Source organism: Robiginitalea rubriflava (assembly GCF_052540725.1).
In genome coordinates this window covers 2723115-2745026 of record NZ_CP199309.1, presented here as the reverse complement: position 1 = coordinate 2745026, position 21912 = coordinate 2723115, and the positions used below count along the sequence as shown (strand labels likewise).

Genomic DNA, 21912 nt, shown 5'->3' with positions numbered 1-21912 from the left:
ATGTGGTCCGTTTTCAGAAAAGAAGTCAGTTCCTTCTTCACTTCCATAGTGGGTTATTTGGTGATGGGACTCTTTCTGGTGCTCACAGGGCTGTTCCTCTGGGTCTTTAAAGGGCCATTTAATATTTTTGATTACGGCTTTGCCGACCTCAGCCTGTTTTTTACCCTGGCCCCATGGATTTTTTTATTGCTGATCCCGGCCATTACCATGAAGTCCTTTTCCGAGGAACGGAAGCTGGGTACCCTGGAGCTGATGTTAAGCCGCCCCATTTCCACTTCCTCCCTGGTGTTTGGAAAATTCCTGGGAGCCATGAGCCTCTCACTGATCGCCCTGGCTCCTACCCTGCTTTATGTCTGGACGCTACACGACCTCGGAACCACTGAAGGCAACCTGGATACTGGCCTGGTAATTGGGTCGTATATAGGATTGTTCTTTTTGATGGCCGCCTATACCGGAGTGGGCTTATTCGCCTCTGCGCTTACTGAAAACCAGATCGCATCCTTTTTAATCGCCATCCTTTGTTGTTTTATACTCTATTTTGGTTTCGAAAGCCTGGCGGGATTGGCGGGAAGCGGTTCGCTGGCATTGCTTATTGAGAATTTTGGTATGAAGGCACATTACGAAAGCATCAACCAGGGGATTCTGGATAGCCGCGACCTGGTCTATTTTATATCCGTGTGCGCCTGCTTCCTCATCTTTGCAGTTCTGCAGTTAAACCGGCTCAAGGCATGAAAAACAGCAAATTACTTTCAAGGCTTATAGGCTTAGTCCTGCTCGTTGGTTTGCTCAACCTGCTCTCGCAGTACATCTACAAGCGCTGGGACCTGACCGAAGATAAGCGCTTCACCCTGGCCCCCCAGAGTATTGCCGCTGCTGAGGCGCTAGAAGGGCCTGTAGTGGTGGATGTATTGCTGGAGGGAGACCTGCCCGCAGAGTTCTTAAAACTCCGCAGAGAAACAGCCCTGCTGCTTGAGCAATTTTCAGAGATCAACTCCAACATTCAGTTTACTTTTGCCGACCCCATGGAGGGGACGGCAGGCAGCGAGGAAACACTGCAGCAATTGCAGGCCTTAGGACTTAAACCCGCGAGTGTAACCACCGAGGAGAATAACCGGGTATCACAGGAACTGGTTTTTCCCTGGGCCATGGTCACCAATGGGGAGCGAACCGAGAAAGTAGCCCTGCTCAGGAACCTGTTGGGGGCTACCATGGAAGAGCGCATCAACAACTCCATTCAGTACCTGGAATACGGCCTGGCAGATGCCTTTACAAAATTGGGGTTCCGGGATAAAAAAAAGGTCGCCATCCTCAAAGGGAACGGGGAGTTGGAAGATCGTTACCTGGCAGATTTTTTGACTACGCTTAAGGGTTATTACAATCTTGCCGCCTTTACCCTGGATTCGGTTGAAACCAATGCTGCCGGAACCCTGCAGAGCCTTACAAGTTTTGATGCGGCCATCATTGCCAAGCCTACGGAAGCTTTTACAGATCTTGAAAAATACCTGCTGGACCAGTATATGGTTGCCGGGGGGAAGACCCTCTGGCTGGTGGATGCTGCAGCTATTGAAATGGACAGCCTTATGAATGAAACGGGCGAGGCAGTGGCCCTGAGGAGGGATCTGGGCCTGGGGGATCTGTTCTTCCGCTATGGGCTGCGGCTCAATGCAGACCTGATCAATGATTTGTATTGCACGCAGATCGTGATGGCAACCGGTTCCGGAAGTGGCTCTCAGTATAACCCGGTTCCCTGGTTTTATTACCCCATGTTGTTCTCTGCAGACAACCACCCTATTAACAGGCAACTGGAAGCACTTCGCATGCAGTTTGCCGGCAGTATTGATACCTTGGAAAATGCGTATAAGAAGACGGTGCTTTACACCTCTTCTCCCCTGTCCAAAAAAGAGGGTGTCCCCCGGATGATCAGCCTTAACCTAATCCGGCAGGAACCCGACCGCAGCACCTACGGTCCGGGTAATTATCCGGTAGCAGTGCTGGTGGAGGGGGCATTTCAGTCTGCCTACAAAAACCGGATACGGCCGTCAGGGGGGCTGACCTACCAGGAAGAAGGACCCGAAAATAAAATGATTGTGATCAGTGACGGGGACCTGATTGCCAATCAGCTCCAAAACGGGCGCCCGCTGGAACTCGGATATGACAAATGGACCAATAATTTTTACGGGAACAAGGAATTTCTTCTGAATGCTGTGAATTACCTGCTGGATGACAGCGGACTTATAAACATTCGCAACAAGGAAGTTCGCATCCCCCTGCTGGATCCTGAAAAAATTGCCACATCCAGAGGGAAGTGGCAACTCCTGAACATCGGGCTTCCCCTGCTGCTGATTGTTTTAATCGGCTGGGGGTTCAACTATATCCGAAGACGCCGATTTCGCTGATTCCTGTTGATAAGTTTGTTTTACATAAAAGGACAATTAGGATATATTTGTCTTGATATCAAACAGCCGCAGTACTGCCGTATTTGCGACTGTTGAAAGCGATTTAAAGCATGAAGTTTATAGTTTCCAGCACTTATTTGTTAAAACAGTTACAGATCCTTGGCGGCGTGATCAGCAATAGCAATACCCTGCCTATACTCGATAATTTCCTCTTTGATCTCAGGGAAAACAGCCTCACGGTTTCAGCCTCCGACCTGGAGACCACCATGAGCGCCGAACTCAAGGTGGAATCTGAGCATTCCGGAACCATTGCCGTGCCTGCCAGATTGTTGCTGGATACGCTGAAAACCTTTCCGGAGCAACCGCTGACTTTTGTGGTTGAGGATAACCATACCGTGGAGATCAGTTCCAGCCACGGAAAGTATGCACTGGCCTATGCAGACGGGGCTGAATTTCCAAAGGCTGTGGAATTACCAGACCCCTCTACCACCAAAATCATGGGGGACATCCTGGCAACGGCCATTAACAAGACCATTTTTGCAGCCGGTAACGATGACCTGCGCCCTGTAATGAGTGGGGTCTTTTTCCAGTTCTCCCCAGAAAACCTGACCTTTGTAGCTACAGACGCCCACAAACTGGTGAAATACCAGCGTACCGACGTTTCGGCCTCAGAGGTAGCTGAGTTTATCATGCCCAAAAAGCCCTTAAACCTGCTCAAAGGAATCCTGGCAGGAAGTGAGGAAGAAGTTACCATCTCCTACAATGACAGCAACGCCAAATTCACTTTTGAAAACACAGAATTGGTTTGCCGGCTGATAGACGGGAAATACCCGAATTACGAGGCGGTAATCCCCAAGGAAAACCCAAATAAACTGGTGATACAACGGTCGCAAATACTTAGCTCTGTCCGCAGGGTTTCCATCTTCTCAAATAAGACCACCCACCAGATCCGGCTGAAGATTGCCGGGGCGGAACTGAATATTTCTGCGGAAGACATAGACTACAGCAACAAGGCCGAAGAGCGCCTAACCTGTTCCTACCAGGGAGACGATATGCAGATTGGCTTTAATTCCCGTTTCCTGATTGAAATGCTCGGAAATCTAAATTCCGACGAAATTTCCCTTGAAATGAGCCTTCCCAACCGCGCAGGCATCCTTACCCCTGCCGACGGCCTGGACCAGGGGGAATCCGTTACCATGCTGGTAATGCCGGTGATGTTGAATAATTAGCCTGGATTCCTGATTTAAATCATTTCCAAACTCTTAAGGTTTAGTAATTTAACTCTGTTTTTAGGAGTATAGTCGACTATTTATGCCTATAGCCGAGAATTCATGCTGTTTTGTAAACTGAGGAGTACTTTTACTCATTATAAATTTAACCGGTCAAATATTTAACTTATGAAAAAATTAATTTATCTACTGGCAATAGGGGTTTTTACTCTTGTTGCCTGTGAAACACAAAAAGAGAATGACGAGAACGTATATGGCATAGAAGGCAAGGGAAATCTGCAAGAAGCACTTATCTTTGAAATGGATGGTTGTTCTGGAAATGTTCGCAACCTGATTGCTGGTCAAAATACAGTAGTTGGTACGGTAACCATTGAAGAGGTTGGTTCCGATTATAAGATTACCTACAGCATTACTGAAGGAGATTTCTGTTTGACGGAAGCGCATGTAGATGTGGCGGACGATCCCAGTAATTTTGCTATTAATCAAACCGGGAATCCCAAAATTGGAAATTTCGACTACGTCAATGACGGGATTGAATGCACCAATAATTTTTCGGTCACAGTAGAGAACCAAGGACCATGGCTGGCCATCCACGGGGTTGTAGAGTGCTCTACTAATTCCCTGGAAACTATCGCAGCTAATCTACCTGAGACGGTTGACTTCTGTGCAATAAACCAGGGGCCCGATGCCTACGTCAATATTTCTCTTGAAGGTGGTATTCTTACCGGTGATTATGGCTCATGGTGTATTGATAATGATTTGGGTATTAGCGCGAATTGTTTTACGGATGTGCCAATATATGAGAGTTCAGACGCCACCACACTTCCAGAAGGATTGCTGGAAAAACCAGAGAACCTGGATTTAGTTAACTGGTTATTGAATCAGAACATTGTAGGGACTGAGAGCCCGAATGCCCTTGGAACCTATACCTTCGGAGATTTGCAGTTTGCTATTTGGTACTTGATCGACATCGTAGAAGATCCTACGGGAGCAGGATACAGCCTGGGAGCCTTCTCACAAGACCGAGTAGACGAATTAGTAGCCTTAGCAACTGCATCAGGTGAGGGATTCAATCCTGAATGTGGAGACTTTATCGGAATTATTTTGGTTCCTGGAAACAACGTTCAGCCTTTGATCTTTCCTTATCCTACTTCATGTAATGATTGTGATGAAACGATCTGGGCCGAAGGATGTGGATTCCCAGGTGGAAGCTGGGCCATGTACTTCGAATATGCCGAATAGAATTTAATTCTAATTTTAAGCAAAAACAAAGGGTGGACTTATATCCACCCTTTTTTATTTTTATATCGGGATTAACCCCATTAAATAATTCAATGAAATTGATTCCTCTTATTAGGCGAAATTTTCACTTAGATTTCTATGAAGAAAATAAGATCTGTTCTGTTTTTAAAAAGATGAGGGGGTTACCCAATGAGTATTTTGGTGATAAGAAAAATAAATTAAGAAATAATAATGCCATAACAATCATCAATTGTATTCCACCCTACCTGGTCTCCGATAAAATAATATTACAATCCGAATATTCCAGTTTTTCAGGAAATATAAGGTTGGGATATGCCATGCTACTAAATGAATTCAAAAACAGCTCAGAATACCTCAGGGAACAATTGGGGAAAAAAGTTTATAAGAATCTCAGGCAAGATAAACAGCGGTTGGAAAGGGAACACGAGCTAAGTATTCAGTTTTATCATGGTAAAATTGATCCGCACACGTTTGAAAAAATATTACATCAGTTAAAAGAGTTTATAGAGGTTCGTTTTGGGGGTAATAAGCATAAACACTATGCCTTAAAAAGGTGGTCGCTTTATGAAAAGGAGTTATATAAGCAGATTCTCGGTAAAAGAGCTTCTTTTATAGTAGCGTATTCCGGTGGTGATATTGCGGGCATATCCGTAAATTACCATTTCACGGATAACATCACTGTAGCCCTTAATTCTTTTAATCGGGACTTTTCAGGCTACAGTATGGGTCGGTTAATGTTTTGGTATATCTTGGATTGGAGTTATAATAATAACATAAAACTTATTGACCTGGAATGGGGGAATTTACCTTATAAGATTAAATTTTCTAATGCCGTTTTTCAGTATCAAACACAAGTAGTCTATCCCCGGAAGAACATTCTCTTAAAAATGTTATCATTTGGTATTATTCAGTTGCTTGTACTAAAAAATTATATACTTCAAAAAAAAGATTTTGGCATGAAAAATCCTGAAGAAATATTCGAGGGCCGTTGGCTGTATACTTGAAGAAACAAGAAATAGTCTTAAATAATTTTTTAGACATCCAAGGCTTAATACATTATCAAATGAAACTATGTAAAGTTTCTATCGAAGCGATAGTATCTCCTCTAAACTATTGTATACGTAAAATAATAACCCAGCCGTCCAAATTTTATTAACTGATAAATGGTATCGTCAAAAAGTAACTGGGCGACTCGTCCTGACCAGCCCGAACGGCATTGACTATGGGCATTACGAAGCCCAGGATCAAAGTTCCCATCAAAGTAAGTATTCCCAGACCCAGGAGCAGAATAGCCGGAATGCTCAGGATGGCGTAGAGTAACAAGCTCAGCTGCAGGTTTACGGCGGCCTTTCCGTGCTCGTCCATCCCGATTACCCGGTTGCGGGTACTGAGCCATAGTACCAGCGGTACTATCAAGCCTCCAAAACCTATAAGGTAAGACAGTAGCTGCGTGAGATGCATCACACTGAGTAAAGGCCTGTCTTCCCTCAGACCGCTTTCGGATACAATTTCCATTTTTCGATTGATTTTTAGGGTTTTAATTATGTGTCGTAAAAACTCTTAAAATGTTACAATCGAGATTACATGAATTGTATCTGGCCGTGAAATAGACTAGGTGCATTCCATTTATCAGACTATTTATTTAGTCGTAATTTTGTAATACTAACGTATTCCGGCATTTCATTTGCATGGAATACACAATCATGCATAAGGGCTATGTATACTGAGGAACCCATCATCGCACTCTCCACCCCTTCCGGTGCCGGCGCCATTGCCGTTATCCGGATTTCTGGAGGTGACGCTGTTGATATTGTGGCGAAACAATTCAAGGCCGCCAGCGGGGCAGATCTGGCTGCTGTAAAAAGCCATACCATCCACCTGGGAGGCATGTATGACGGGGATCGGATGATAGATGAGGTCTTGGTATCGGTCTTTATAGCTCCGCGTTCCTATACAGGCGAAAATGTGGTGGAAATTTCCTGCCATGGGTCGCCATACATCCAGCAGGAAATCCTGCAGTTGTTTTTAAAGAAGGGCTGCCGTATGGCTAAAGCCGGGGAATTTACCCTGCGTGCTTTTGTAAACGGAAAAATGGACCTCAGCCAGGCGGAGGCAGTGGCTGACCTGATTGCCTCTGAAAACGCTGCCAGCCACCAGATAGCCCTGCAACAGATGCGGGGCGGGTACAGCTCAGAGATAAAGGATTTGCGGGAACAGCTCATCCACTTTGCCTCTATGATTACGCTGGAACTTGATTTTTCCGGGGAAGATGTAGAGTTTGCAGACCGCACGGAGTTTTATGCATTGCTGGATACCCTTAGTGAACTGCTAAAAAAACTCCTTGATTCCTTTGCCATGGGGAATGTCCTTAAAAAAGGAATCCCCATCGCCATTGCAGGCAGGCCCAATGTAGGAAAGTCTACCCTTTTGAATGCCCTGCTGAAGGAAGACAAAGCAATTGTCAGCGAAATAGCCGGGACTACCCGTGATGCCATTGAAGATGAAATGGTTATTGAAGGGATTGGCTTCCGCTTTATCGATACGGCGGGCATTCGTGAAACCACTGATGTTGTGGAGCATATCGGGATACAAAAGACGCGGGAAAAAATGGCCAAGGCCCGGATCATCCTCTATATGCTGGATGGTAGTACGCTGACGGATTCCCGACTGGAGGAGGCTGTTGCGGAACTTTCTGAACTTGCAGCTACTTATCCCGAGACCCCAAGGCTGACCCTGGTCAATAAAACGGACCTGATGGATGATCCAATGCAGCAACAGGCCTCCAAAAAACTGGATGAGGTGCTTTTTATTTCTGCAAAAGAAGGGAAAGGGCTCAAAGCTCTCGAAGAACGCTTACTGAGCTTTGTAAACCGTGGCCTGCTTACCAATAACGACCCTATAGTGAGCAATACGCGACATTTTGAAGCCCTGAACAACGCCCTGGAAGCGGTAGGGAAAATAAAAGAAGGAATGGAGGCTGAAGTGCCTTCAGACCTGGTGGCCATAGACATCAACCAGGCCCTGTACCACCTAGGGGAAATTACGGGGGAGATCAGTTCGGACGACCTGCTTGGGAATATCTTCTCGAATTTCTGTATCGGTAAGTAATTTCCGAATCAGAACACATAAAAAAAGACCTGAAGTAGTAAATACTACCCCGGGTCTTTTCTGCAGCCATTCTATAATTATCAGAACTTCAACTGCTCATCTTTATCCCAAAGGCCCCAATAGGCCCCTACGTCTCCTTCGGCGCCAACCTTCCAGGATTCGTCAAAGGAAGAAAAGTAGAAGATTTCGATATCCTCTTCTGCTGCCCATTTCTGGGTGTTGATAAAGTACTTCAGGAAGTTTTCATACCCAGGGTATGCCCCTTCCAGACTGGAACCCTGGCTGGGCCAGCCCGTCTCGGAGATTATCACTTTTTTGCCGTTTCCTGCCCGGATGGCGCGGTTGAACATATCCTTCATATAGAGGATGGAATAATCCAGGTCGCAGCCTTCCCAGAAGGGGTAGCAATTTGCAAGGATTACATCACAGGCCTCGGTTATACGCGGACGTTCTGCAAATTCATAATAGGCATCCACATAAGCCACGGGAACATCCGTTACTGCGTCCTTTACTTCCTGTATAAAGCCCAACAGTTCATCTTCTGTGAGGTCGCCACGCAGCATGACCTCATTACCGACCGCCGCAATATCCACATAACCCTCCTTGGCCAACTGGATGAGGTTGTCCACTTCCTGCCGGTTAATATCCGGGTCGTCGCCCAACCAGGCGCCCACCATGGATTTTATACCATACTCCCTGGCAATCCTGGGGATGGCTTCGTTCCCTTCGGTACAGGAAAAAGATCGGATCCATTGGGTATAGGGCTGTATGATTTTCATACGCCTGTGAATTTGCTCCTCTGAAATCTGGTCTCCGGGCTTCTGTCCTTCCATATAAGGGCTGAAGCATAGCCCATGCATTCCTTCTTCCAAAACCTTTCGGCTGATTTCCTGTAGCTCCTCTTTGGTTTTCCCGGCATAATCGAGGGAAGCCAGAGCTAAAAATTTTTCTTTCCTTCTAGATGATGACATAATATTCTTTCTTGTTTAGCTAGTATGATTTAATTTATAATTCGCCCCTGCGTTTAATAAGTTCCGCTTTAATTTCACGGGCTCTTTCTTCATTCAGGCTATAGGTGTACATCACCCAGATTGCCAGGGCTGCGGTAACCGAGGGGATAACAATGTCCGCAATTCTCAGGTTGTACATGGTTTCTACGGTCTGGGTTTCGGCATCCGAAATAAAGCCTACTAATTTCAGGACCAAACCTCCGAGTACCAGGGCAATGGCCTGCCCCAATTTTACCATCCACCAGTAAATAGCTCCAAATGTACCCTCTTTACGAGGCATCCCGTTTTTCAGCTCATCCAGGTCGCATACATCAGCGGTCATACTCATCATTAGTGTAAATAGTCCTCCCAAACCAAAAGCCATCAGCGGGATAGGGATAAAGATCAACCAGGGAGCCCCCTGGCTGGTGTCAATGCTAAACCAGGACATTCCTACACTTTCCAGGAAGGGATTCAAATAATCAAAAAGAGCTCCTACCCCACTGTTGAGGGATTGCCCGAAGCTGGTTTGGTTGAATTTCTCATTCAGCGACGTCTCAAAGCCCCACCATTTCAGTAGGTAACCAACAATAGAGAGCACGGTAGATATAATGAAAGCCTTTCGTTTGCCCCATTTATCAGACATCTTGGATATGATGGGAATTACCACAAAAGCTGTCAGGACGGCCGTTATGGTTGAAAACCAGGCCGGCCAGGTTCCGGCTGCTCCATAGTCTCCGTTAAACATGTAAAAGACAATGATATAAACACTGAAGGCGGCCACCATTTGAAATCCATTAAACACCAGGAATGTGGCTCCGCAGAGTTTCATAAAGGGTTTGTTCTTGGAAACCTCTTTGATTCCCTTGAACAGGTCTTTAAGGTTGCTCAATAAGGTGTTGAAGGAGATTTTTTTTCGGTTCTCCATATTCTTGGCGTCGATTCCCTTACAAAAGATGGCTGGCAAAACCCCGAGAACAATACAGACCCCGGCCACAATCATGGATAACTGACGTACGCCCACCGCCTGGGTTTCAAATATTTCAGGATCGGCAATAATTACCCAGAACCAGGGTACGACCATCCAGGCTATCTGCCCCATGGTATTGGCAAAGGCCATCAAACGGGTACGCTCGTTGTAATCTGAGGTCATTTCATATCCCAGCCCGACCAGAGGGGTGGCATACATAGTGTTTCCAATCAGGAATACCATTGAAAATATCAGGAAATACCAGAAATTATAGGTTTGGGAGTTGTTTTCGTCCAGCTGCCAGAGTACTGCAAACAAAATCCCACTAAGGATGGCCCCAACAAAGATATAGGGCCTCCGCCTACCCCAGCGGGAATTAGTATTGTCCGAAATAAAACCCATTATGGGATCCGTCAGGGCATCAAAGATTCGGGGGAGTCCTCCCAGCAACCCAGCCAGGAAAGGGTCCATTCCAAAAGCCGTAAGCAGGAAGAACATAAAAAAGCCAAGAGCTCCGGGCAACAGGTTCAGGACCAGGTGTCCTGATCCAAAAGCCATCTTCTGGCCTAATGGCACCTTATCTTTGGCAGCGGTTTTGTAAGTAGACATATCGTTTGGTTTTAGGTTTTTAGTTTAATCCTGGTTGGCCGGTATAACTATTGTCTGGATAGCCTGTGCATCAATTTGGGTCGTCCCGGAGGCTTCTCCCAGTTTAAGGTTAACTGCCTTTTTATTCATGGTTTGATTCAGCATCACCACAACTACAGAACCATCCGGATTCTCAGCAGCCGTAAGCAGTAAATCGGTGTCATTCAGCTCAAACCCGATCCGCCTGGCTCCCGGACGAATAAACCGGCTGAAATGGCTCATGGTGTAATAAAGCGGGGTAAAATAGACCTCATCCTGCTCCGGATCCACAATTACCGGGGCTACACACCAGTTTTCAAACCAATTGGGGCCGCCCTGCCGGTCCAGTACCATATTCCAGTCTATCCAGCCATCCACCCAGTTATTCATGCATCCGATGATATCCCTGGCATAGCGATATACCGGAACGTATTTGGGGTGCAGGGGCTTGTCCTTTTCCGGAGCCCAGTCCCAGCCCCAATCCGTTGCCTTTTTAGACCAGTACCAGGCATCATCCTGCCACTTGGGCACCTCCGCATCCACACAGGCTTCAGACTGTATCAAATACTTCGAAGGGGCTTTCTCGTGAGCGTATTGCAAGGCTTCCGGAAACACTTCAAAAGTACTGGCATACCAGTGAATGGCAGTCCCGTCAAAATATTTCACGGCCTCAGGGTCCCTGTACATCTCATCTACCCATTCTTCAAGGTGTTCCCTGTTTTGGTCATAGCCCAGAATTTTTACATCATGTCCCGCTTCTTCTAATTTTGGCCCGAGGTGATTTAGCACAAAATCAGTCATTTCCTTAGGGCTGAAGTGCATGCTCTCCCAGTTCTGATCGTTTCCAAGCGGTTCGTTTTCAACCGTAAGCCCCCAGATATCAATGCCTTCAGCTTTATAGGCTTCCAGGTATTTTGCAAAAAACAGAGCCCAGGTATCCTGGTATTCCGGTAAGAGTTTCCCTCCCCTCCAATCGTTATTGTCTTTCATCCAGGGCGGAGCCGTCCAGGGGGACGCCACTATTTTAAAGCCATCTTCCGAGGCGGCCATGGCCTCCTTGATCATCGGAAGCAAGTCTTCCCTGTCTTCGTCAATTGAAAAATGCTCCAGATCGGTATCCCCGGCTATTGGGGCATAGGAGTAATTACTCAGTGAAAAATCGCAGGAGTTCATATGGGTACGGGTGAGCGAATAACGCGCGCCATCAGGGCCAAAATAAGCCTGTATAATTGCTTTGCGATTGTCCGGGCCCAGCTGATTGAGCAGATAGGCCGAAGCCTCCGTAAATGATCCTCCAAAACCGGTAATAGTCTGAAATTTTTCAGCAGGCTTCAGGACTATTTCTGCCTGGGCATTCGCGCTGGGTTGCTGTTCTACTGCAGACAACTGATTTCCGGCCGCGGAAGTCTCAAATACACTAAGTTGCAACTCTTTCTCTGTAGCACATCCTAAGGCTATTCCCATAAGCAGAAGTAAAATATATATTTTTAGATGGGTTCTCATTGTGGTATTAGTGAGGTATAGTTTGTTCTCTTCGTGTTGGGGGAACCTGCACCTCCAGCATTAAGGAGTCTTTATTCCCCTTATAGGTTTTGGTTATGGGTTTGTTATTACGTCCAAGCCCTTTAAATATCCCCTGGTCCACCAGGTCCCAAAGCGGATATTTAGCTTTACCATCTACTGTTAACAGGCCAAAATGGTTTTCTGATCCCTTTTTGTTATGCGGATCTTTCCATTTTTCGCTAAAGGCTTCAAAATAAAAACAAGAGATGCCTTCAGCCTCCGTCCATTCGCGCATGAGTTCATGGTAGCGCCCTTGTTTATATTCGTCAGTTGCCCTGGAGCCCTTGGGTCCGTAATGCCCGTCCGAAACACTGGCCCAGCCGGTTTCCCCTATATGGATGGGTTTGTCTACCCCCAGGCTGCTTACATAGTCTGAAACGGCCTGAAACTGCCCCTGAGCGAATGCCAGGGCACGCTCCATAGCGTTATCTATCTTTTCCAGGTCGGAAAGGCCTTCCTCTTCTTCGGGTACTCCCCAGAATTCCGGATTGTAATGGGTATTGTGATAGGGATAGGTATGCATGGAAACATAATCTACAGCCTTTATAAGAGCATTGAGATCTTCGGTGTGGTACTCCGGGTCTCCCCCACCCCAGGAAGCAAAGTCATCGGAACAGGTAATCCAAAGGTCTTCGGGTAGTTCTCCCTTTTTTTTCATTTCCTGCAAATGGTTGACCCATTTGAGGATCACCCAGGGCTGGACATAATAACTGGCTGCCCATTTTACCATCGCCTCGTTTCCTACCGCCAGAATTTTTATGATATCCGGGTATTCCCTGGCCAAATTTGCGGCCCGTTCAATTTCTCCGGCGTTTTGCTCGCTTTCTACCTCATGGTCGGGTTCCTGATCCGTCCAGGCATTTTTACAATCAATCCAGGCTCCCAGCATTACATACATCTCGAAATCCGGGTCGGCCTCCTTTAACTCTTTAATTGCCTTCACCACATTGGAGGCGTGCGGCAGCTGCACGTTATAAGTCCTCAAAATCCGGATGCCCATGGCGTGAAGTATTTTCATATCTTCCTTCAATTCGGCCACAGTGGGCTGTGTCTCACGACTAACCTCCCGGTACCCCCCATAGGAGATGGCGCGATATTCCGGGTTTCCCAATATGTCTTCAGCGGTAATATTCATAGTTCCTTGTTCGGTTGCTTTTGGTTCGTTTTGATTCTTACATCCGGTCAGAAATACAAAAGTCAGACAAAATATTCCAATTTTTGTTAAACCGTTCATTTCTACCTGTGTTAGATAAATTAATTACTCATTTTATTTTGCCGGCCCTGTGCATGATCCGGATATTCCAGCCCGTAACCAAACGGAAATAGTGCTGTTGGTTCCTGATCCCATAGATTGGGACCATACTTACCGTTGTAATTATCTGTTGTGGCCGGCCAACTGTGCGGCAATTTACCGATAAAGTTGTATTTACCAAAGAGCACTTCGGCTACTCCGTCTCCTTCCGAGCCCGGGAGCCAGGCCGCTAAAAAGGCATCTGATTGCTCCAGTTCTTCTGTAACTACCAGGGGCCTGCCAGATATCAATATAACAACTGTTTTTACCCCTTGTTGCTGATAATGGCTGATATAGCGCTGGTGTTCTGCTGACAGGACCAGCTCCAATTCATTTGAATCATGGCCGATGTCCCCAAAAAACTCTGCATAAGGGGGTTCTCCCACACAGATAATTGCAAGGTCTGCATCCGGATGATCTTCTTCGGCATTGGGGTCGTATACCACTATCCCCTTAGCCTGTTGTCTGATCCCATCCAGTATATTCTTAGAACCCTTATATCCTTCCTTAGTTCCCTGCCAGTTAATGGTCCAGCCCCCGGATTGCAGGCCGGCATTATTGGCGTGTTCACCAACCACCACAATTTTTTTGGATTTTGGGTTAACAGGCAGGGTTTGTCCTTCATTTTTCAACAGTACCAGTGATTCCCGGACCGCCTGCCGGGCCAGTTCCCGATGGGAAGTGATACCAATTTTCTGCAGAAGGCCAGGGTCGGGAAAAGGGTTTTCAAAAAGGCCCAGGCGGAATTTCTGACGCAGGATGCGCCGTACGGCATCGTCTATACGGGAAAGGGATACTTTTCCTTCTTCCACGGCTGCCTTCAGGCCATTGTGGAACAGCTCATAATCCCCGTCTGTGGCCATCACCATGTCTATACCTGCATTTATAATCTCGTATTCCCCGAACCGGGAATAGGCCTTCCAGTCAGACACTACAATCCCGTCATATTGCAATTCTCCTTTCAGGATTTCTGTGATCCACCTTTTGCTGGCGTGCATTGGCTGACCTTTACAAGTGTTAAAGGAAGACATTACCGACCCCACTCCACTTCGGACCGCTGCCTCGTAGGGAGGGAGCAAGTGTTTTCGGATTTCTGCTTCTGACAGGGAAGTCTCCCCTCCTTCTACCCCGTAATCAGTAGAGCCGTCACCAATGTAATGTTTGGCGGTGGCCATTAAACTTATTGCATTTGCATCGCTACCCTGATGGCCTGCAACTGATGCCCGGCACAATTTTTCGGTAAGTTCCGTACTTTCGGAAAACGCTTCGTATACCCTGCCCCATTTTTCATTTAAGGGGATAGCAATACAAGGGGAAAAGACCCAGTTAAAACCAGTGGCACGGGTCTCGATAGCCGTTATGGCCGCTGCCTGTTCCACCAGTTTTTCATTCCGGCTGGCGCCCAAACCTATATTATGCGGAAAGATTGTGGCGCCTTCATATGTATTTTGGCCATGTACAGCGTCTACCCCAAATAGTAAAGGGATCCCCAGTGGGGAGTTTAGCGCCCTTTCCTGCAATTTCCCAAAGGTCTCCTGCCACTCGGCAGCGGTTTCTCCCGGCAGGGGGCCCTGCGTATGGATTATAGATCCGATATGGCCCTTGTCCATCTGGGTTTCCACAACAGGATCAAAATGGCATACCTGCGTCATCTGCCCGATCTTGTCTTCGAGGGACATGGCGGATAATAAAGAATCTATCTTCTTATCAATACTTGTGACATTATTTTTATCTCGATCTGACATTAGAACTTAAGCAGATTGTTACCGATGATTGTTCGAACAAACCATGCGTGTTTCGAAATAGGTATGATCAGGACCTTTTAACAGATAGTTGCCTTTTTAATAAAAACCCAAAATACCTAATGTCCGTACACTTGCTTTGTTACAATATTTTGTTTTTCGCCTTTCTCAGGGAAGACTCATGGAAAAAGGTCAGATTAGGATAATTAATACTGACCTTTTTCTTTGAATCAAGAATATTATTTACACCCTTTATTGCTGTGTAATATCATCAAAATAAAAAGTCTCACCTCCGGCTGGGTCTGTACCCCAATCAGCATTCAAAACCATACGGGTATATGAAAAGCTGGACTGCGCAGGTGTAGTTGAAAAATCAAAGGTCAGGGTAACCCATTCATTTGCATTTGTTACCGTCTGGAAAATCTCATAGGCAGGAGGATCAATTACTCCGGGTTCCTGCTCCAGTCGCATACGCACCGAAATGTTGGGTTTGGGTGACCAAACCTTCAAGGTAAAGATCAAGCCGTTTGCTAAATTGATATCCGGGCCATTGATAGTTTGATCTGAATTAATCCCCGCAAAGAAGCGCACTCCTGCAGGCTTGGTTGTTTCCAGAACCTTAGAGGAGGGGTTTCCAGTGGTTTGAGGATTATCAATAACCGCCACAGTGGCACCTTCAAAAGCATTAAAAAACAAAACGCCGTCTTCAAAGTCCAGTGGGAATGTGGCTGCGCTGCCACCTCCTCCGCCTCCACCACCAGAAGCGATTTGCTCGATATCATCCATATAGAAGGTACCCGAGGTGTTTCCGGGACCATCCACAAACAGTACTAGTGTTGTGAATTCAGCTGAAGTAGTGAAGGTAAAAGTCAGCTCTTCCCAGCCACCACCCATGTGATTTGCTGTGGTTTCCACAGGAGCTCCTGCTCCTTCAAATTTCAACAATACCGGGACCGCAACGGTTGAATAAAACTTCATTCGTATTTGCTTGTCCGTTGCAAAACTCACAGGGCTAGCCAAGTTAAAGGCCCCACCTTCAAAAGGTCCACCACTGTTTACAATCTGTCCAACCTTGGATGCCACATTGTTGACCCCGGATAAATCCGGATTGTCCACTACACTGTAGGATGCACCGTTGAAAGTTGAAAAGGTATATGCTACCCCTGGGTCATCAAAGTTTATAGGCAATTCAGGTGCTGCCGGGGCAGGTGGTCCGGATCCTTGTTCTATATCATCTATATAGAAGGTTTCGCCTCCGGCCGGATCTGTATCCCAATCTGCGTTGAGCACAAGGCGGGTGTAAGAGAAACTGGACTGTGCCGGCGTAGTTGAAAAGTCAAAAGTAAGGGTAACCCATTCATTGGCTGCACCGGATGTCTGAAAGATTTCATAGGCAGGTGGATCTATAACTCCAGGTTCCTGCTCCAGTCTCATTCGAACATTGATATTCGGTTTTGGAGACCAGATCTTCATGGTGAATACAAGCCCGTTCGAAAGGTCGATATCTGGCCCGTTAATGGTCTGATCCGAATTAATCCCGGCAAAGAAACGAACACCCGCCGGTTTGGTCATTTCCAGAACCTTAGTTGAAGGGTTTCCGGTTGGTTGCGGGTTATCTATAACCGCAACAGTGGCTCCTTCAAATGCGCTAAAAAACAGAGCTCCGTCCTCAAAATCTAGTGGGAAAGTAGCTGAGGTACCACCACCGCCTCCGGCTGGAACCTGTTCGATGTCATCCATGTAGAACGTACCGGCTGTAGCACCAGGGCCATCTACAAAGAGGACCAGGGTACTGAACTGATCGGATGAGGTAAAGGTCCAGGTTATCTGTTCCCAACCACTACCCGTATGATTCGCTGTAGTCTCGATTGGAGCACCTGCACCTTCGAACTTCAGCAATATCGGTACAGCCGTGGTTGACCAGAACTTCATGGTAATGGCCTTATCTGTCGAAAAATCAACAGGTGTATCCAGTGTAAAGGCTCCTCCTTCAAAGGCAGCACCAATATTGACAATCTCCCCAACTTTGGAAGCTACCGCATTTACACCTGATAAATCCGGGTTGTCCACAACACTATAAGAGGCCCCGTTAAAGGTTACAAAGTTGTAATCCACATTGGTATCATCGAAGCTAATAGGCAGTTCGAGGGAAGCTGTAGTGCCACCGCCAGCTGGAACCTGTTCGATGTCATCCATGTAGAACGTACCGGCTGTAGCACCAGGGCCATCTACAAAGAGGACCAGGGTACTGAACTGATCGGATGAGGTAAAGGTCCAGGTTATCTGTTCCCAACCACTACCCGTATGATTCGCTGTAGTCTCGATTGGAGCACCTGCACCTTCGAACTTCAGCAATATCGGTACAGCCGTGGTTGACCAGAACTTCATGGTAATGGCCTTATCTGTCGAAAAATCAACAGGTGTATCCAGTGTAAAGGCTCCTCCTTCAAAGGCAGCACCAATATTGACAATCTCCCCAACTTTGGAAGCTACCGCATTTACACCTGATAAATCCGGGTTGTCCACAACACTATAAGAGGCCCCGTTAAAGGTTACAAAGTTGTAATCCACATTGGTATCATCGAAGCTAATAGGCAGTTCGAGGGAAGCTGTAGTGCCACCGCCAGCTGGAACCTGTTCGATGTCATCCATGTAGAACGTACCGGCTGTAGCACCAGGGCCATCTACAAAGAGGACCAGGGTACTGAACTGATCGGATGAGGTAAAGGTCCAGGTTATCTGTTCCCAACCACTACCCGTATGATTCGCTGTAGTCTCGATTGGAGCACCTGCACCTTCGAACTTCAGCAATATCGGTACAGCCGTGGTTGACCAGAACTTCATGGTAATGGCCTTATCTGTCGAAAAATCAACAGGTGTATCCAGTGTAAAGGCTCCTCCTTCAAAGGCAGCACCAATATTGACAATCTCCCCAACTTTGGAAGCTACCGCATTTACACCTGATAAATCCGGGTTGTCCACAACACTATAAGAGGCCCCGTTAAAGGTTACAAAGTTGTAATCCACATTAGTATCATCGAAGCTAATAGGCAGTTCGAGGGAAGCTGTAGTGCCACCGCCATCGGAATACAAGGTAAAGTCATCAAAATAGTAGGTCGCCCCGCTATCCGTGTTGATATCGAAGAACAATACAATCTTGTCATAGGTGCCACTGGCAGCCGCCGAGAAGTCAAAAGTAAGTTCCTCCCATGCGTTCGCCGTGGTAGTTACTGCTTCAACCTCTGTATTGACTGCTGAATTGGTTTTATCTTCCAATTTAACCAGCACATTGGTTCCCACTACCGGGGCCCAGACTTTTAATTTAAAGCCATCATTGGCGTCAAAATCGAATTTAGAATCAAACAGGATTTGATTGTTGGCAAAGGGCAAGGAGTTGTCTCTAACCACTTGTGCAACTTTACAGCTAGGATTAACGGCATTGTCCGTATCCGGATTGTCAATATAGCTGTAAGCCGCTCCATCGCTAACGATGGCCGCACCCGGATCTGTTAAGAAAGTAAGGTTGAAGTCTGCAGCATCCAGCGACTGGGCCGTTTCTGCAGTACACTCTCCGCCACCTCCTCCGGCTGTAGCTACCTGCTCAATATTATCTATATAAAAAGTACCTGCTGTTGTTCCCGCACCGTCTGCGAACAGGGTCAGTCGGGAATAGGAAGCAGCAGAAGTGTAATCAAAGGTCAGGGTCTCCCATCCGGAACCGGTATGGCTGGCAGAGGTTTCTACTGCAGCTGCGCTGCCTTCTTCCAGTTTTACCAAAACATCCACCGCAACTTCAGACCAGAAATCCATTTGGATGCTTTTATCATCCGTCAGGTCTATATCAGTTGCCACATCAAAGAAAACCCCTTCAAAAGCCGCGCCACTATTAGTTAGTTTCCCTACTTTGGACACCGAGGCATTGCTGCCGGAGGCATCCGGGTTATCCACTATTTCAAAGGCCGCTCCACTGAAAGCAGTCACATTGTAAATGGTGTTGGGTGCATCAAAAGTAATAGGCAAAGAAGCCGGCACCCTTATAGTAATAGAAAGTTGATCTTCTGCCGAATCGGATGCACCGGAAGAATTGGTTGCTACCAGGGAAACGGTATAGCTTCCGGAAGCAGAATACGTTTTGAACGGGTTTACCTCCGATGAACTGGTTCCGTCCCCAAAATTCCAGGCATAGGTCCTGGCATCCTCAGAGAGGTTGATAAACGATACCGTTCCGGTATCTTCGTTAACCGTATAAGTGAAGGCAGCAGTTACCGTGGGGAACATATTCTCCACATCGGTACATCCCAGCCCGAGGATTGAAATTGCAAAGGCCCATAAGGAGAACCGTTTGGCAAGCTTTAGTACTTGTTTCATAGTCTTCATTTTTTAATTTAGTCCGTTATATTTATAAGCCCTCACATAGTCTACAACCATGGTCTGAGGAAAATTCGTTTCTGCATTTGGTGAGCCAACGAAAGTGCCCCCTACCGCTACGTTTAAGATGAAATAAAAATCATTGTCAAAAACCCATTCGGCTCCATCGGGAAGGTCCTCCGGGGTAATTTGGTTATACAATACATCGTCTATATAGTAATTTACATAGTCCGGACCCCATTCTATTCCATAGATATGAAATCCTGTGTCCATACGATCGTTTGGAAGGGTGTACTCCTTTGAAATAGCCTCCCCGGCCGAGTAGCCCGGGCCGTGTAAGCTTCCGATAAGCAGGTTCGGGTTCTGCCCTCTCATTTCCATGATGTCGATTTCACCAATAAAGGGCCAGATCTCGCTTGGGCTGTCTTCCACCCCAAGCATCCAGAAAGCCGGCCAGATTCCCTGTCCATAGGGAGTACGGATCCGGGCTTCAAAACGGCCATAGGTTTGTTGGAACAGTCCCTTGGTCAACAAGCGGGCAGAGGTATAGCCCGCACCTTGAAAGTTTTCCTGTTGAGCCGTAATAATCAGGAAGCCGTTGTTGACTGTGACGTTTTCGGGCCTGTCCGTATAATATTGTAATTCCTGGTTTCCCCAACCATCTCCGTTTGGTCCATTCCCAATATCGTAATCCCAAATAGAAGGATCTGGGGCCCCATCGGTATCAAATTCATCCTGAAAAGTAAGTTCAGTAAAATTGGTCACCTTCTGTTCATCTTCATAGTCACATCCTATTGCCATTGAAAGTAGGAGCAGCAGAGATAGAACCGTAGCACCATACTGCCATCCGCTCTTTAAATAGCTATTTTGAGCTTTGTCTATTGACGTTTTCATCTTATCTGTCTTAATCATATTAATTTTTTATGCTACTCGTTGTAGAAGTAAATGTTGTCCACCGCAATGCTGGAAATGCCTCCTGAAGCGAATACAAACTGAGCCAGGTTGGCTCTGGCCCCGCTTACAAAGCCGCTTAAACCTCCACCGGTATTATTTGTAAAGTTGGAAATTGGGATATCGAAACTGACCCAGTTACCGCTTGTCAGTTCTCCACTTGAGATGGTATAACCTCCTCCTGTATCATTTCCGCCGCCAAACGTTCCGTCGGGCCCGAAATCTATCAACTCTAAAATAAGAGTGTCACTGGGATCAATGACCTCATCGGTTCGGATATCTACGTGCAGGAAGGTCATCCCGGAAACATCAACCGTTGGATTTGTAAAAGAAGTAGCTACAAAATTCAGGTTTTCGTAAATGAGGATTTGCGCAATTCCTAAATCAACTAGCCCTCCGGTTGTAGTCTGCCCGCCAAAAAAGCCATTGTAATTGTCTACAGCAATATTATCATAAGCTTCACTGAAAATGGAAATCACATCCGCAGGATCTCTTACCGGAGGTTCGGGAGCAAAATCAAAACTACCTTCCACGGTAAGGGTTGCAGACCCTTTAGCCTTTACACCGGCCAGGGTAGCTGTTATTTCTGTAGTACCTAAACCTACAGGGGTAAGCACTCCTAATTCAGAAACCACTACCACCCCTGGGTTGGAAGAGGCAAAATCAAAATATGACGGTGCAGCCAGTACCGTTTGATTGCCTCCTGAAGCAAGGTTAAAGGTCTGGGTAAGCCCATCCCTAGGGATACTTCCCAGAATATCTATAAATGCCAGCGCTTCTAAATCTTCTCCCCCAAAAATAGCCGGGCTGGGCTGTGCTACCGTACCCAGTTTCTCGAATTTCAATTCATCGATCCAGAAACTGTATCCATCCCCGTCTTCAGGCCCTTCCGCATACCAGAACAAGCCTTTTTCCATAGTTAGCTTAAACGGATCCGGTATAGGTATTACGTATTTTGTCCAGGCCGTGCTGATGCGCAGGTTTTGTTTGGTAACCAGATATTTGTTTTCTCCGAAGTCATTCCCAAAACCAATTTCATTGATAGTTGCCGCCTTTGAAGCCTTTGCCCAAAAGGTAAGCGCGTCATAATCCGAAAGGTCGCGTCCGCCCATATCCGGGAAGATCGCCCCGGCAAATGAGCCTGCAGGATCTCCGAAGTTCGGGACATCGAACCGCATAGAGGCCGAACCTTCATAAACTGTTTCCGTATCCACAGAAAAAGCATCCAGTTTAGAGCCCTGAAAAGGTAAATATTCCAGGCCACCGCTAAAGCCATCAATGAAAATTTCGGCATTTTTCGGAAAAGTGGCGAATTCCACCTGGTCGGACACTTCCCTTTCACAAGAAGCCAGCCCAAACAGCGCAAGAGCCAGAATGAGACTATTCTTTAGATAAATAAATTTTCTGTTTTTCAT

15 protein-coding genes are annotated in these 21912 nt (G+C 46.6%); 6 read left to right on the top strand and 9 right to left on the bottom strand.

The window, feature by feature from the left end:
• From gldF to ACT6NU_RS12395, 5 genes are all read left to right on the top strand, one after another.
• Positions 1-732, top strand: coding sequence for a gliding motility-associated ABC transporter permease subunit GldF (gene gldF / locus ACT6NU_RS12415; RefSeq protein ID WP_445381990.1), 732 nt, complete (start codon positions 1-3; stop codon positions 730-732).
• Positions 729-2396, top strand: a complete 1668-nt coding sequence (gldG, locus tag ACT6NU_RS12410) for a gliding motility-associated ABC transporter substrate-binding protein GldG (RefSeq protein ID WP_445381989.1) — start codon at positions 729-731, stop codon at positions 2394-2396. Before gldF ends, gldG begins: the two co-directional genes overlap by 4 nt.
• Positions 2397-2506: 110 nt before the next feature.
• A complete protein-coding gene (dnaN, locus tag ACT6NU_RS12405) occupies positions 2507-3625 on the top strand; it encodes a DNA polymerase III subunit beta (RefSeq protein WP_445381988.1) in 1119 nt (372 codons plus the stop codon).
• A 168-nt stretch (positions 3626-3793) separates the two neighbouring features.
• On the top strand, positions 3794-4867 hold the full coding sequence (locus ACT6NU_RS12400) for a hypothetical protein (RefSeq protein ID WP_445381987.1): 1074 nt from the start codon (positions 3794-3796) through the stop codon (positions 4865-4867).
• Positions 4868-4959: 92 nt separating this feature from the next.
• Entirely contained in the window at positions 4960-5892 is a 933-nt protein-coding gene (locus tag ACT6NU_RS12395) for a GNAT family N-acetyltransferase (RefSeq protein WP_445381986.1), read from the top strand.
• A gap of 148 nt (positions 5893-6040) precedes the next feature.
• Here the strand turns inward: ACT6NU_RS12395 and ACT6NU_RS12390 are convergent, their stop codons facing one another.
• On the bottom strand, positions 6041-6403 hold the full coding sequence (locus ACT6NU_RS12390; RefSeq protein ID WP_445381985.1) for a DUF4870 domain-containing protein: 363 nt from the start codon (positions 6401-6403) through the stop codon (positions 6041-6043).
• A 201-nt stretch (positions 6404-6604) separates the two neighbouring features.
• Between ACT6NU_RS12390 and mnmE the strand changes: the two genes are divergently transcribed.
• The gene (gene mnmE / locus ACT6NU_RS12385; RefSeq protein ID WP_445381984.1) at positions 6605-7996 is read left to right on the top strand and encodes a tRNA uridine-5-carboxymethylaminomethyl(34) synthesis GTPase MnmE; all 1392 of its coding nucleotides are present in this window, start codon (positions 6605-6607) and stop codon (positions 7994-7996) included.
• A gap of 80 nt (positions 7997-8076) precedes the next feature.
• Here mnmE and ACT6NU_RS12380 read toward each other — a convergent pair whose 3' ends face one another.
• The 8 genes from ACT6NU_RS12380 to ACT6NU_RS12345 all read right to left on the bottom strand — a co-directional run bounded on the left by ACT6NU_RS12380 (position 8077) and on the right by ACT6NU_RS12345 (position 21912).
• Positions 8077-8967, bottom strand: coding sequence for a glycoside hydrolase family 17 protein (locus tag ACT6NU_RS12380; protein WP_445381983.1), 891 nt, complete (start codon positions 8965-8967; stop codon positions 8077-8079).
• A gap of 34 nt (positions 8968-9001) precedes the next feature.
• Complete coding sequence (locus ACT6NU_RS12375; RefSeq protein ID WP_445381982.1) at positions 9002-10564, bottom strand: MFS transporter; 1563 nt, start codon at positions 10562-10564, stop codon at positions 9002-9004.
• Positions 10565-10588: 24 nt separating this feature from the next.
• A complete protein-coding gene (locus ACT6NU_RS12370; RefSeq protein WP_445381981.1) occupies positions 10589-12046 on the bottom strand; it encodes a glycoside hydrolase family 30 protein in 1458 nt (485 codons plus the stop codon).
• A gap of 46 nt (positions 12047-12092) precedes the next feature.
• Positions 12093-13280, bottom strand: coding sequence for a glycosyl hydrolase family 17 protein (locus tag ACT6NU_RS12365; protein ID WP_445381980.1), 1188 nt, complete (start codon positions 13278-13280; stop codon positions 12093-12095).
• Between the two features lie 119 nt (positions 13281-13399).
• Positions 13400-15181, bottom strand: coding sequence for a glycoside hydrolase family 3 protein (locus tag ACT6NU_RS12360; RefSeq protein WP_445381979.1), 1782 nt, complete (start codon positions 15179-15181; stop codon positions 13400-13402).
• A gap of 249 nt (positions 15182-15430) precedes the next feature.
• Positions 15431-19546, bottom strand: a complete 4116-nt coding sequence (locus ACT6NU_RS12355) for a PKD domain-containing protein (RefSeq protein ID WP_445381978.1) — start codon at positions 19544-19546, stop codon at positions 15431-15433.
• A 12-nt stretch (positions 19547-19558) separates the two neighbouring features.
• The gene (locus ACT6NU_RS12350; RefSeq protein ID WP_445381977.1) at positions 19559-20440 is read right to left on the bottom strand and encodes a glycoside hydrolase family 16 protein; all 882 of its coding nucleotides are present in this window, start codon (positions 20438-20440) and stop codon (positions 19559-19561) included.
• Positions 20441-20472: 32 nt separating this feature from the next.
• A complete protein-coding gene (locus tag ACT6NU_RS12345; protein ID WP_445381976.1) occupies positions 20473-21912 on the bottom strand; it encodes an Ig-like domain-containing protein in 1440 nt (479 codons plus the stop codon).

What these genes read in the sequence shown, in the direction of transcription:
- gldF (WP_445381990.1), top strand. Translation starts at nt 1, where the DNA reads ATGTGGTCCGTTTTCAGAAAAGAAGTCAGTTCCTTCTTCACTTCCATA.
- gldG (WP_445381989.1), top strand. Translation starts at nt 729, where the DNA reads ATGAAAAACAGCAAATTACTTTCAAGGCTTATAGGCTTAGTCCTGCTC.
- dnaN (WP_445381988.1), top strand. Translation starts at nt 2,507, where the DNA reads ATGAAGTTTATAGTTTCCAGCACTTATTTGTTAAAACAGTTACAGATC.
- ACT6NU_RS12400 (WP_445381987.1), top strand. Translation starts at nt 3,794, where the DNA reads ATGAAAAAATTAATTTATCTACTGGCAATAGGGGTTTTTACTCTTGTT.
- ACT6NU_RS12395 (WP_445381986.1), top strand. Translation starts at nt 4,960, where the DNA reads ATGAAATTGATTCCTCTTATTAGGCGAAATTTTCACTTAGATTTCTAT.
- ACT6NU_RS12390 (WP_445381985.1), bottom strand. Translation starts at nt 6,403, where the DNA reads ATGGAAATTGTATCCGAAAGCGGTCTGAGGGAAGACAGGCCTTTACTC.
- mnmE (WP_445381984.1), top strand. Translation starts at nt 6,605, where the DNA reads ATGTATACTGAGGAACCCATCATCGCACTCTCCACCCCTTCCGGTGCC.
- ACT6NU_RS12380 (WP_445381983.1), bottom strand. Translation starts at nt 8,967, where the DNA reads ATGTCATCATCTAGAAGGAAAGAAAAATTTTTAGCTCTGGCTTCCCTC.
- ACT6NU_RS12375 (WP_445381982.1), bottom strand. Translation starts at nt 10,564, where the DNA reads ATGTCTACTTACAAAACCGCTGCCAAAGATAAGGTGCCATTAGGCCAG.
- ACT6NU_RS12370 (WP_445381981.1), bottom strand. Translation starts at nt 12,046, where the DNA reads ATGGGAATAGCCTTAGGATGTGCTACAGAGAAAGAGTTGCAACTTAGT.
- ACT6NU_RS12365 (WP_445381980.1), bottom strand. Translation starts at nt 13,280, where the DNA reads ATGAATATTACCGCTGAAGACATATTGGGAAACCCGGAATATCGCGCC.
- ACT6NU_RS12360 (WP_445381979.1), bottom strand. Translation starts at nt 15,181, where the DNA reads ATGTCAGATCGAGATAAAAATAATGTCACAAGTATTGATAAGAAGATA.
- ACT6NU_RS12355 (WP_445381978.1), bottom strand. Translation starts at nt 19,546, where the DNA reads ATGAAACAAGTACTAAAGCTTGCCAAACGGTTCTCCTTATGGGCCTTT.
- ACT6NU_RS12350 (WP_445381977.1), bottom strand. Translation starts at nt 20,440, where the DNA reads ATGAAAACGTCAATAGACAAAGCTCAAAATAGCTATTTAAAGAGCGGA.
- ACT6NU_RS12345 (WP_445381976.1), bottom strand. Translation starts at nt 21,912, where the DNA reads ATGAAAAACAGAAAATTTATTTATCTAAAGAATAGTCTCATTCTGGCT.